Origin of the sequence: Pseudomonas sp. SWRI154, assembly GCF_014268645.1 — a bacterium.
Taxonomy (GTDB): domain Bacteria; phylum Pseudomonadota; class Gammaproteobacteria; order Pseudomonadales; family Pseudomonadaceae; genus Aquipseudomonas; species Aquipseudomonas marvdashtae.
On the sequence record NZ_JABWQW010000004.1, the window covers coordinates 140,446 to 152,586 of the forward strand.

The 12,141-nt window shown below is 60.9% G+C and carries 11 protein-coding genes; 6 read left to right on the top strand and 5 right to left on the bottom strand.

What is annotated here, in order from left to right; translation table 11 throughout:
* Nucleotides 1-13 precede the first annotated feature (13 nt).
* The 3 genes from HU806_RS05730 to HU806_RS05740 all read left to right on the top strand — a co-directional run bounded on the left by HU806_RS05730 (nucleotide 14) and on the right by HU806_RS05740 (nucleotide 3,935).
* The gene (locus HU806_RS05730) at nucleotides 14-421 is read left to right on the top strand and encodes a hypothetical protein (RefSeq protein WP_186610462.1); all 408 of its coding nucleotides are present in this window, start codon (nucleotides 14-16) and stop codon (nucleotides 419-421) included.
* Between the two features lie 161 nt (nucleotides 422-582).
* Nucleotides 583-1,458 carry a polyamine aminopropyltransferase gene (gene speE / locus HU806_RS05735; RefSeq protein WP_186610463.1) on the top strand — a complete coding sequence of 292 codons (876 nt, stop codon included), beginning with the start codon at nucleotides 583-585 and terminating at the stop codon, nucleotides 1,456-1,458.
* A 383-nt stretch (nucleotides 1,459-1,841) separates the two neighbouring features.
* A complete protein-coding gene (locus HU806_RS05740; protein WP_186610464.1) occupies nucleotides 1,842-3,935 on the top strand; it encodes an LTA synthase family protein in 2,094 nt (697 codons plus the stop codon).
* A 57-nt stretch (nucleotides 3,936-3,992) separates the two neighbouring features.
* On the opposite strand, the gene HU806_RS05745 is transcribed toward HU806_RS05740, so the two are convergent.
* The gene (locus HU806_RS05745; RefSeq protein WP_003183939.1) at nucleotides 3,993-4,145 is read right to left on the bottom strand and encodes a DUF3309 family protein; all 153 of its coding nucleotides are present in this window, start codon (nucleotides 4,143-4,145) and stop codon (nucleotides 3,993-3,995) included.
* Nucleotides 4,146-4,432: 287 nt separating this feature from the next.
* Between HU806_RS05745 and HU806_RS05750 the strand changes: the two genes are divergently transcribed.
* From HU806_RS05750 to csrA, 3 genes are all read left to right on the top strand, one after another.
* Nucleotides 4,433-5,248: an SDR family oxidoreductase gene (locus tag HU806_RS05750; protein ID WP_186610465.1), complete on the top strand. Its 816-nt coding sequence runs from the start codon at nucleotides 4,433-4,435 to the stop codon at nucleotides 5,246-5,248.
* A 57-nt stretch (nucleotides 5,249-5,305) separates the two neighbouring features.
* On the top strand, nucleotides 5,306-5,638 hold the full coding sequence (locus HU806_RS05755) for a YnfA family protein (protein WP_186610466.1): 333 nt from the start codon (nucleotides 5,306-5,308) through the stop codon (nucleotides 5,636-5,638).
* A gap of 151 nt (nucleotides 5,639-5,789) precedes the next feature.
* A complete protein-coding gene (csrA, locus tag HU806_RS05760; RefSeq protein WP_186610467.1) occupies nucleotides 5,790-5,990 on the top strand; it encodes a carbon storage regulator CsrA in 201 nt (66 codons plus the stop codon).
* On the opposite strand, the gene HU806_RS05765 is transcribed toward csrA, so the two are convergent.
* From HU806_RS05765 to HU806_RS05780, 4 genes are all read right to left on the bottom strand, one after another.
* Nucleotides 5,979-6,206: a YheU family protein gene (locus HU806_RS05765; protein WP_047226285.1), complete on the bottom strand. Its 228-nt coding sequence runs from the start codon at nucleotides 6,204-6,206 to the stop codon at nucleotides 5,979-5,981. The two genes, csrA and HU806_RS05765, sit on opposite strands and share 12 nt — an antisense overlap.
* Before the next feature lie 123 nt (nucleotides 6,207-6,329).
* Nucleotides 6,330-7,520: an osmoprotectant NAGGN system M42 family peptidase gene (locus HU806_RS05770; RefSeq protein WP_189664296.1), complete on the bottom strand. Its 1,191-nt coding sequence runs from the start codon at nucleotides 7,518-7,520 to the stop codon at nucleotides 6,330-6,332.
* Between the two features lie 158 nt (nucleotides 7,521-7,678).
* Complete coding sequence (gene ngg / locus HU806_RS05775; RefSeq protein ID WP_186610468.1) at nucleotides 7,679-9,424, bottom strand: N-acetylglutaminylglutamine synthetase; 1,746 nt, start codon at nucleotides 9,422-9,424, stop codon at nucleotides 7,679-7,681.
* A gap of 4 nt (nucleotides 9,425-9,428) precedes the next feature.
* Nucleotides 9,429-11,201 carry an N-acetylglutaminylglutamine amidotransferase gene (locus HU806_RS05780; protein ID WP_186610469.1) on the bottom strand — a complete coding sequence of 591 codons (1,773 nt, stop codon included), beginning with the start codon at nucleotides 11,199-11,201 and terminating at the stop codon, nucleotides 9,429-9,431.
* Between the last annotated feature and the right edge of the window lie 940 nt (nucleotides 11,202-12,141).

Genomic DNA, 12,141 nt, shown 5'->3' on the forward strand with positions numbered 1-12,141 from the left:
AGGAACTCGCACCATGACCGCCATCGCTCGTATGACCCTGCTTACGCTCGTCCTGGGCCTGAGTGCTTGTGCGGTTCAACGCCCACCGGAGCCTTCGACGCCGTTGCCGCCCATTCCGCCTTCGACACCGACCACCAAGCCGGTGCCGTCGACCGCGCCTGGCAAACCTGTAACCCCGAACAAACCGGCCAAACCAGTGCCGCGCACCTCCGCCAGCTTCGCCCCGCCACCGGGTGGCAACAGCCACTGGGATGCCAAGCTCGGAGTCTATGTCCTGGATAACCAGACCAACACCTTCTACCGCCAGCGCACCTATTACCGCTGGAACAACGGCTGGAGCCGCTCCGTCAGCCCGAACGGGCCATGGGAAGAGACCACCATCGAGGGCGTGCCGGCGGGGCTCGGACGAAAATTCAACTGACGACTGTGATCGTTCCCACGCTCCGCGTGGGAATGCCGCTCGGTAACGCTGCGTTGCGTCGTCAGAAGTGTTGAAGGTTCGACCTGTCATCCCCAGCGTCGTAGAATGCGCGCCTTTGCGAGCCTCATTGGCCAACCGCGTATTTATCGGAGCACCTGACCATGACGACCACCCCGACCGGCGATTATCTGGAAACCCTCTACGAAGGCTACGGCCAGCGTTTTCGCATGGACAAGCTGCTGCATGAGGTGCGCACCGAGCACCAGCACCTGGTGATCTTTGAAAACCCGCGCATGGGCCGGGTCATGGCCCTGGACGGTGTGATCCAGACCACCGAAGCCGATGAATTCATCTACCACGAAATGCTCACCCACGTGCCTATCCTGGCCCATGGCGCGGTCAAGCGTGTGCTGATCATCGGTGGTGGCGACGGCGGCATGCTGCGCGAAGTGACCAAGCACATCGGCATCGAGCACATCACCATGGTCGAGATCGACGGCACGGTGGTGGACATGTGCAAGGAATTCCTGCCCAACCACTCCAAGGGGGCCTACGACGACCCGCGCCTGAACCTGGTGATCGACGACGGCATGCGTTTTGTCGCCACCACCCAGGAGAAATTCGACGTCATCATTTCCGACTCCACCGATCCGATCGGTCCGGGCGAGGTGCTGTTTTCGGAAAACTTTTACCAGGCATGCCATCGCTGCCTGAACGAAGGCGGCATCCTGGTGACCCAGAACGGCACGCCATTCATGCAGCTGGGCGAAGTGCAGACCACCGCCGGGCGCTTGCACGGTTTGTTCGCCGACTGGCATTTCTACCAGGCGGCCGTGCCGACCTACATTGGCGGCGCCATGACCTTTGCTTGGGGGGCGACTGATCCTGCCTATCGCAAGTTGTCGCGTGAAACCCTGCGCGAGCGTTTCATCGGCAGCGGCATCGTCACCCGTTACTACAACCCCGAGATCCACATCGGCGCCTTTGCCATGCCGCAATATGTGCTGCAGTCGATCAATAAGCCGAGCAACGACTGAGGCCCCGGCAATTGAGACGAGATGCTTCTGTGGCGAGGGAGCTTGCTCCCGCTGGGGCGCGAAGCGGCCCTCTTGGATCTACTTGACACACCCAGTTGCCTCTGCTTGTGTTGGGGGCCGCTTCGCAGCCCAGCGGGAGCAAGCTCCCTCGCCACAAGAGCGCTCGGGCGCTTTTGTGTTTCCAGATATTCATTGAACGAAATTTTCACGAAACCTTGCGGACAATCCCACGCGCTTTTATTGCCGCGGTTATTTAATGGCAAAGCCATGGCCGTTGGTGCAAGATTTGCGCTTTCGCGAAAGCCCCGGGCCTGTCATTGGCCAACAGAGGGCGCGCCGTTGTTCTTTTTTGTTCCTCCAATTCCAATAGGTCCCTAAACGACATGGCAATCCCGGACGCCCTGAGTCAGCAGCGCACCACGCATCGCCTGCTGCAACCGACCGTCAAATCGCACCTGGCCTATACGTTGCTCTGTGCCTTGGTAATGATGGTCATGCTGAGCCTGCTGCGCGTTGCGCTGCTGGTCTATAACCGCGAAATGATCCTCGACACCCCAGCCTCCACCTTCGTTGAAGCTTTTGCCAACGGCCTGCGTTTCGACTTGCGCCTGGTCGTCTATCTCTGCATTCCGCTGCTGCTGGCTTTGTTCAGCGCGCGGGCAATGGCGGCACGTGGATTCTTTCGTTTCTGGCTGACCGTCACTTCCAGCATCGCGCTGTTCCTCGGCCTGATGGAGATGGACTTCTACCGTGAGTTCCACCAGCGCCTCAACGGCCTGGTCTTCCAGTATGTGAAGGAAGACCCGAAAACCGTGGCGAGCATGCTTTGGTACGGTTTCCCGGTAGTGCGTTACCTGCTGGCCTGGGTCGGCGGCACCCTGCTCATGAGCCTGGCGTTCAAGGGCGCCGATCGCGCCACCCGGCCGCGTGGGCCTTTCAGCGGAGGCAGCATCGGCACACGCCAGGTCGCCCCGTGGTACGGACGTGTCGCGGTGTTCATGATCTGCCTGGTGGTGGCGGTGGCCGCTGCGCGTGGCACCCTGCGCCAAGGCCCGCCGCTGCGTTGGGGCGACGTCTACACCACGGATTCGAACTTCGCCAACCAATTGGGCCTCAACGGCACGTTGTCGCTGGTGGCGGCGGCCAAGAGCCGGATGTCCGAAGACCGCGACAACATCTGGAAAGCCACCCTCGAGCAACCGCTGGCACAACAGACCGTCCGCGACATGCTGGTGATGCCCGACGACAAACTGGTGGATACCGAGACGGCCGCCGTGCGCCGCGACTACACGCCGCCGGCCGACAAGACGCTGCCGATCAAGAACGTGGTAGTGATCCTCATGGAAAGCATGGCCGGTCACTCGGTGGGCGCCTTGGGCGCGCCGGGCAACATCACGCCTTACCTGGACAAACTGTCCAAGGAAGGCCTGCTGTTCGACCGTTTCTTCTCCAACGGTACCCACACCCACCAGGGCATGTTCGCCACCATGGCGTGTTTCCCGAACCTGCCGGGCTTCGAATACCTGATGCAGACGCCGGAAGGCAGCCACAAGCTGTCGGGCCTGCCACAGTTGCTCAGCGCGCGTGAATACGACGACGTGTATGTCTACAACGGCGATTTTGCCTGGGACAACCAGTCAGGCTTCTTCAGCAGCCAGGGCATGACCAACTTCATCGGACGCAATGACTATGTGAACCCGGTGTTCTCCGACCCGACCTGGGGTGTTTCCGACCAGGACATGTTCGACCGTGGCCTGATCGAACTCAAGGCGCGGGAAAACGGCAAGCCTTTCTATGCCTTGCTGCAAACCCTGTCCAACCACACGCCGTACGCGCTGCCGACACCGTTGCCAGTCGAACCGGTCACTGACCGTGGCAGCTTGAACGAACACCTGACCGCCATGCGTTACGCCGATTGGGCGCTGGGCCAGTTCTTCGAGAAGGCGCGCAAGGAGCCTTACTTCAAGGAAACCCTGTTCGTCGTGGTCGGTGACCATGGCTTTGGCAACGAGCGCCAGATCACCGAAATGGACCTGGGTCGTTTCAACGTGCCGATGCTGCTGATCGGGCCGGGCATCCAGGAGAAGTTCGGCCAGCGCAACCACACCGTGGGCACCCAGGTCGATATCGTTCCGACCATCATGGGGCGGCTCGGTGGCCAGGTACGCAACCAGTGCTGGGGCCGCGACCTGTTGAACCTGCCGGCCGGCGATACCGGGTTTGGCGTGATCAAGCCGTCGGGCAGCGAGCAGACCACGGCGATCATCCGCGACGACAAGATCCTCGTGCTGCCAAGGGAGAAGGAAATGGCGCCGAAGATGTATCGCTACGAACTGGGCGCCAATCCGCGTGCAGAAGTCATTCCGGATGCACCGGAGACGGCCGAGATGAAACTCAAGCTCGAAGCGTTCCTGCAAACCGCGACCAAGAGCCTGATGGATAACACCGCAGGCGTTATTGACGGCAAGCCGGACTGATATCGGCGACCCATAAAAAAAGAGGCCCGAAGGGCCTCTTTTTTTTGCGCCTGGTATTTATATCTTGCCGAGTAACAGCAGGACCAACAGCACCACCAGTACTACGCCGATGATACCGGACGGGCCATAACCCCAACTTCTGGAGTGCGGGAAGACCGGCAGGCCACCGATCAGCAAGAGGATCAGGATGATGATTAGAATAGTGCCCATTGTTGATTTCCTTATTGGTCAGTTCTGGAGTGATGTAACTTTTAACTGCCAGCGCGCATGCATTAAATCCGGGCGGCTTAATAAGTCCGACCGTAACGTCCTGTAAAAAATTCAATGTTTTTTGCTGTTGCCATAAGGCATGACTTTGGCGTCCGCAGGTTTCAGGTCAAGCTTCTAGACCGCCTGCGGTTTGCCCCCGCCATTCAGCAATCTGATGGAGCGTGGGTCCGACCGGCGCCTTCGCTACACTCGGCCCATCTCTCCCGGAACAACAAGGCTGTTTCCCTATGCAAAATCGCATGATGATCACTGGTGCCGGCTCTGGCCTGGGTCGCGAAATCGCGCTGCGCTGGGCCCGCGAAGGCTGGCGCCTGGCCTTGTCCGATGTCAGCGAGCCTGGCCTGCTGGAAACCCTCAAGCTGGTGCGCGCCGCAGGCGGCGACGGCTTTGTCCAGCGCTGCGATGTGCGCGACTATAGCCAGCTCACAGCGTTTGCCCAGGCCTGCGAGGAAAAGCTCGGCGGCATCGACATCATCGTCAACAACGCCGGCGTAGCTTCAGGCGGGTTCTTCAGCGAACTGTCCCTGGAGGATTGGGACTGGCAAATCGCGATCAACCTGATGGGCGTGGTCAAGGGCTGCAAGGCGTTCCTGCCGCTGCTGGAAAAAAGCCGTGGGAAAATCATCAACATCGCTTCCATGGCTGCGCTGATGCAGGGTCCCGCCATGAGCAACTACAACGTGGCCAAGGCCGGTGTGGTGGCGCTATCGGAGAGCCTGCTGATCGAGCTGGCGCAGCAGGAGATTGGCGTGCATGTGGTTTGCCCGTCGTTCTTCCAGACCAACCTGCTGGACTCGTTCCGCGGTCCGACCCCGGCCATGAAAGCTCAAGTCGGCAAGTTGCTGGAAAGCTCGCCGATCAGCGCCGCCGACATCGCCGATTACATCTACCAGCACGTCGCCCAAGGCGAGTTCATGATCCTGCCCCATGAGCAGGGGCGCATGGCCTGGGCCATCAAGCAAAAGAATCCCAAAGTGCTGTATGACGAAATGACGGCCATGGCCGACAAGATGCGCGCCAAAGCCCGTCAGAACCAGGGTTGACCCCATGCTCCAATGTCCTCAGGATGGCGCGCTCGTGCCTTCCTGATGGACAGCTCCATGCTCAACTATTTGTGGTTTTTTCTCGCCGCACTCTTTGAAATCGCTGGCTGCTACGCCTTCTGGATGTGGTTGCGCCAAGGCAAGAGTGCCTGGTGGATCGCGCCGGCGCTGCTCAGCCTGACGCTGTTCGCCCTCTTGCTGACCCGCATCGAAGCGACGTACGCCGGTCGTGCCTATGCCGCCTACGGGGGAATTTATATCATCGCTTCCATTGGCTGGCTGGCCGTCGTGGAGCGTGCGCGGCCGCTGGGTTCCGACTGGATTGGCGTGGCGCTCTGCGTGTTGGGCGCGAGTGTGATTCTGTTCGGGCCGCGGTTCTCCGGTCCTTGAATTGACCTGGTGCCTGACCGGGTTTTGCAGGACGTTTCCTTCAGCCACCGGAGTTTTGTTTGTAGGGGGTTACTGAATTCCCGCCGGTACCTTGTGCACAGAAAACAGGCCGGGCATGGTCAAGGTCCAGACATTCTTAAGGACAATAGCCATGCTCGTACTAAGCCGCGCTGTAGGTGAATTGATTTCCATCGGTGACGACATTTCCGTCCGCGTCCTGTCGATCAGCGGCAGCACCGTGCGTTTCGGCGTGGAGGCGCCTCGGCACGTCGACGTCCATCGCTCGGAAATCTACGACAAGATCCAGAGAAAAAAGGCCCAGGCCGCACGCAAGGCCTGTTCAGTCGAATAGGTGCTTGGGCACGTCATGCTTGAGCATCAGTTGGCACTGCTCGCTTTCGGGGTCGAAGACAATCATGGCCTGGCCTTTGGTCAGGGCCTGCCTGACCCGCAGGACTCGCGTCTCCAAAGGCGTATCGTCGCCATTGTCAGTCCCATCGCGGGTGACGAAATCCTCGATCAAGCGGGTGAGCGTGTCGACTTCGAGTTGGTCGTAAGGGATCAGCATTGTAGGGCTCCGCTAAACAATGAGGCGGATGCTACGGTGGATAGGCCGTCGCGGCTAGCCTGGGCTTCGCGACGGCTGTTCCAGCGTTATCCCCCAATGCTTGAATCCGGGCTTGAATCCGGATCACTGATCCGAACGCTGCCCGATCAGGCTGTCGACTGACGGCACGCGGGTATCGCTTTCCATCTGCGCATCGTGTTCGATCTGGTGGCTGAAGCGGTCCAGCGATCCCTGGGCGGGTTGCGCGTCGCTGGCAAACACCGGCGGGCTGAGGATATACGCGCCCAGCAAGCGGCTCAGTGCGGCCAGGCTGTCGATGTGGGTGCGCTCATAGCCATGGGTGGCGTCGCAGCCGAAAGCGAGCAGGGCGGTGCGGATGTCATGGCCGGCGGTGATGGCCGAGTGGGCGTCGCTGAAGTAGTAGCGGAACAGGTCGCGGCGCGCCGGCAACTCGTTCTCGCGGGCCAACTTCAACAGGTGGCGCGACAGATGATAGTCGTAGGGGCCTCCGGAATCCTGCATCGCCACGCTCACCGCATGTTCGCTGGAATGCTGGCCGGGTGCGACCGGAGCGATGTCGATCCCGACGAACTCACTGACGTCCCAGGGCAGCGCCGCCGCCGCGCCGCTGCCGGTTTCCTCGGTGATGGTGAAGAGTGGGTGGCAGTCGATCAGCAACTCTTCGCCGCTGTCGACAATCGCCTTGAGCGCTGCCAGCAACGCGGCAACGCCAGCCTTGTCATCCAGGTGCCGGGCGCTGATGTGACCACTTTCGGTGAATTCCGGCAACGGGTCGAAGGCGACATAATCGCCGATGCCGACCCCCAGTGTTTCGCAATCGGCGCGGGTGGTGCAGTAGGCGTCCAGGCGCAGTTCGATGTGGTCCCAACTGATGGGCATTTCATCCACCGCAGTGTTGAACGCGTGCCCGGACGCCATCAATGGCAACACACTGCCGCGGATGACTCCAGTGTCGGTAAACAGGCTGACCCGGCTGCCCTCGGCAAACCGACTGGACCAGCAACCTACCGGGGCCAGCGTCAGGCGGCCGTTGTCCTTGATAGCTCGAACCGAGGCACCAATGGTGTCCAAGTGCGCCGACACGGCCCGGTCAGGGCTGTTCTGGCGACCCTTGAGGGTGGCGCGAATCGTCCCGCGCCGGGTCATTTCGAACGGAATGCCCAGCTCTTCGAGTCGCTCGGCGACATACCGCACGATGGTGTCGGTGAAACCGGTCGGGCTGGGAATGGCGAGCATTTCCAGCAGGACTTTTTGCAGGTATTCGAGATCCGGTTCGGGAATTTTACTGATCATGGAAACTCCTCACGGAACGTTAAGTGGGTATAGCAAACCTTGGCATGATCGTTCCCATGCTCCGCGTGGGAATGCAGCCCGTGACGCTCTGCGTCACCTGGACGCGGAGCGTCCCTTGAGGCATTCCCACGCAGAGCGTGGGAACGATCTTTAGAGGGCTAGACCGCCGCCTGGCTATGGGGAAACAACATATCCACAAAGCGTTCTGCGGTAGGTTGCGGTTCATGGTTGGCCAGGCCGGCGCGCTCGTTGGCTTCGATAAACACGTACTCCGGCTGATCGGCCGCAGGCACGAGCAGGTCCAGGCCGACCATGGGAATGTCCAGCGCCCGCGCGGCACGTACGGCGGCATCGTTCAGGGTCGGATGAAGAATGCCGGTCACGTCTTCCAGCACGCCGCCGGTGTGAAGGTTCGCAGTGCGGCGCACGAACAAGTGCTCGCCCGCGGGCAACACGCTGTCATAGTCGTAGCCGGCCGCACGCAACGTGCGCTCGGTCTCGGCGTCCATCGGAATCTTGCTTTCGCCTCCCGTGGCAGCCTGGCGTCGACGGCTCTGGGCTTCGATCAGTGCGCCGATACTGTGTTGGCCGTCACCGATCACTTCCGCCGGTCGCCGGATGGCCGCTGCCACCACTTCAAAGCCGATCACCACGATTCGCAGGTCCAGCCCCTCATGGAAGCTTTCCAGCAGCACGCGGCTGTCAAATTTGCGCGCCGCTTCGATGGCGTCCTGTACTTCCTCGATAGTCTGGAGGTCCACCGCCACGCCCTGGCCTTGTTCACCGTCCAACGGCTTGACCACCACGCGCTCGTGCTCATCGAGAAACGCCAGGTTGTCGTCGGCATTGCCCGCCAGTTGTTGGGCCGGCAGATTCAGGCCAGCGTTCTTCAACACTTTATGGGTCAGGCTCTTGTTCTGGCACAAGGTCATGCTGATGGCGCTGGTCAGGTCGCTCAGTGATTCCCGGCAGCGGATCCGTCGGCTGCCATGCACCAGGGTGAACAGCCCGGCCTCGGCATCATCTACCTGAACTTCGATGCCGCGCCGGTGCGCCTCATCGACAATGATTCGCGCGTACGGGTTGAATTCCGCCTCGGGACCAGGCCCGAGGAACAGCGGCTGGTTGATGCCGTTCTTGCGCTTGATGGCGAAGGTCGAGAGGTTGCGGAAGCCAAGTTTGGCGTAGAGGTTCTTCGCCAAACGATTGTTGTGTAGCACTGACAGGTCGAGGTAGCTCAAGCCTCGGCTCATGAAGTGCTCGATAAGATGACGCACCAGCACTTCGCCAACACCGGGGCGCGAGCACTGCGGGTCCACCGCCAGGCACCAGAGGCTGCTGCCGTTTTCCGGGTCATTGAAGGCTTTCTGGTGATTGAGGCCCATGACGCTGCCGATCACCGCGCCGCTGTCGTCGTCTTCGGCCAGCCAGTACACCGGGCCGCCCTGGTGGCGCGGGGTCAATCGCTGGGGATCGATGGGCAGCATGCCGCGGGCCTGGTAAAGCTGGTTGATGGCTTGCCAGTCGGAATCGCCTTGGGCCCGGCGAATCCGAAAACCGCGAAACACCCGCGTGGCTTGTCGGTAGTCACTGAACCACAGGCGCAGGGTGTCCGACGGATCGAGGAACAGATGCGCCGGTTCCAGTCCGAGCACTTGCTGGGGCGCGGCGACGTACAAGGCAATGTCGCGTTCGCCGGGCTGTTCGTTGAGCAGTTCCTGGGCCAGGCTCGCCGGGTCCGGGAAGGTATGGCCGATCAGCAATCGGCCCCAGCCACAGTGCACCGCGATCGGGTCGGCGCCCAGCTCGCTGCCGTCTTCGGCCAGGCGTGCTTGCAGGCGTTCATAGGACGGTGGCTGGCCGCGCAACAGTCGTTGGTTGTGAAGGGTCGGGTGGGGTTTCATGATTTCAGATTCCTTGCTCGCTGAGCCACAGGTTCAGCGCCGCCAATTGCCACAGCCTCGAACCGCGCAGGGGCGTCAGCTGGCCGTTGGGATCGGTCAATAAACGGTCGAGCATGGTCGGGTTGAACAAGCCACGATCCTGGCTCGGATCCAGCAGCAACTCACGAACCCAGGCCAGCGTGTTGCCTTCCAGATGCTTGAGGCCCGGCACCGGGAAATAGCCTTTCTTGCGGTCGATGACCTCGCTCGGAATCACCCGGCGAGCGGCTTCCTTGAGCACGTGCTTGCCACCATCGGGCAGCTTGAATTCAGCCGGCACTCGGGCTGAAAGCTCCACCAGCCGGTAGTCCAGGAAAGGCGTGCGTGCTTCCAGGCCCCAGGCCATGGTCATGTTGTCCACGCGTTTGACCGGGTCGTCCACCAGCATCACGGTGCTGTCCAGGCGCAGGGCCTTGTCGACTGCGGCATCGGCGCCCGGTTGGGCGAAATGTTCCTTGACGAAGTCACCGGCCGCGTCGTTGGCCGTCAGCCATTTGGGCTGCACGGTAGCGGCGTACTCTTCGTAGCTGCGGTCGAAGAAGGCCGCACGATAGGCGGCATACGGGTCGCTGGCGCCGTCCACTTGGGGATACCAGTGATAACCGGCGAACAGTTCGTCGGCGCCCTGGCCGCTTTGCACCACTTTGCAATGCTTGGCCACTTCCCGCGACAGCAGGTAGAAGGCGATGCAATCGTGGCTGACCATCGGCTCGCTCATGGCGCGGAATGCCGCGGGCAGTTGTTCGATGATTTCTTTTTCATCGATGCGCAACTGATGGTGCCGGGTGCCGTAGTGCTCGGCGATCAAGTTCGAATACTGGAACTCGTCACCGCGCTCGCCGCCAGCGTCCTGGAAGCCGATGGAGAAGGTCGACAGGTCTTCGACGCCCACTTCGCGCAGCAAGCCCACAAGCATGCTCGAATCCACGCCGCCCGAGAGCAATACGCCGACATCGACGGCGGCGCGCTGGCGAATGGCAACGGCTTCGCGGGTGCTGTCGAGCACGCGGTCGATCCAGTCTTCCAGCTTCAGATTCTGCTCGTCGGCGCGTGGGCCGTAGGGCAGCGTCCACCAGGTTTTCTGCTCCGTGGTGCCATCCGCTTCGATGCGCATCCACGTCGCGGGCGGTAGTTTCTCGATGCCCGCCAACAGCGTGCGCGGCGCCGGGACGACGGCATGGAAATTCAGATAATGATTGAGGGCTACCGGGTCGAGCACCGGATTGATGTCACCGCCCTTGAGCAGCGCTGGCAACGCCGAGGCAAAGCGCAGGCGTTGGCCGTTACGCGACAGGTACAGCGGCTTCACGCCGAGACGGTCGCGGGCGATGAACAGCCGCTTGGCGTCGCGTTCCCAGATAGCGAAGGCAAACATGCCGTTGAGCTTGGGTAGCAGGGCTTCGCCCCAGGCGTGATAACCCTTGAGCAGCACTTCGGTGTCGCCGCCGGAATGGAAGGTGTAGCCCAGGCCTTCGAGTTCGGCGCGCAGTTGCGGGTAGTTGTAGATCGCACCGTTGAATGCCAGTGACAGGCCCGATTGATTGTCGACCATCGGCTGCGCCGAGCCGTCGGAGAGGTCCATGATCTTCAGGCGACGATGGCCGAGGGCAATCGGTCCCTGGCTATGGAACCCCCACGCGTCGGGGCCGCGAGGGGCCAAGTGATGGGTGATTCGCTCTACGGCCGCAAGGTCCGCAGGTTGTTGATCGAAACGTAACTCTCCAGCTAATCCGCACATGTGGTGTGAACCCTTTGTATTTCGGCATGTGTGTCGCTACTGGTGATTCTCTCGTACCGTTTTCGTACCACTTTCAACTCGATCCAGTTTGTCCAGCTCTGCCCCGTCGCTCGGGGAACTGATCCACTTGGCGTAGGTGGAAAGCAGTACTTGCACGCTGTGTCCGAGTTGCGCGGCGATGAATGCTGGATTCATGCCGGACATCAAACACATCGTGGCGTACGTATGGCGCGTGTCATACATTCTGCGATGCCGAATTCCTAACTTCCGCAGCGCGCTCAGCCAGTAGCGTTTGGGACCTGTTTCGGATCGGACGAACAGCTCTGCCTTATCGCCTGATCCTTCCGGCGCGAACACGTAATCGGATCGTGCCGCCGTTAAAGGTCTGGCTTTTTCGAGTGCCCGTATTGCTCGATCGTTCAATAAAACTTCCCGGGGACCTTCGTCTTGGTCCGCTCCTAGATCTTTCTATAGATACGAATCCGACAGACTTTTGGCGGTTCGCTTGCGCGTGTCGACTTCGCTTCAGCGCAGCGCTATAGCGTCTCTTGGCCGCATTCCTGTTTAGAACGAGAACCCGAAAAAGCAAGGCGTAGATCTGCTGCAAACCGCTCGTCAATTCGTAGAGCTTCGCAATAACCAGATCTGCCTCGGTACGGGTGAACGGGCCGAGGCTCCGTTTGGGAACTATGGCGGCTGCTATTGAGTTGGCTGGGTTCCGGGTGATCAATTTATCCCGCACCGCCTGGGTCTGGATCGTGGTGAGCAGGCGAACGGCATCGCGCCGGCGGATGGAGCCCACTTGGCCCACCGTATGCTCTACGAATTGTCGCCATTCCCGACGAAGGAGGCAGGGGCTGTGTACCTTGCGGGCCTGCCAAACCTATTTCAAAGCATTGACCCAGCGATAGAGTGGATCACTTTGGGCGGAGATTACATA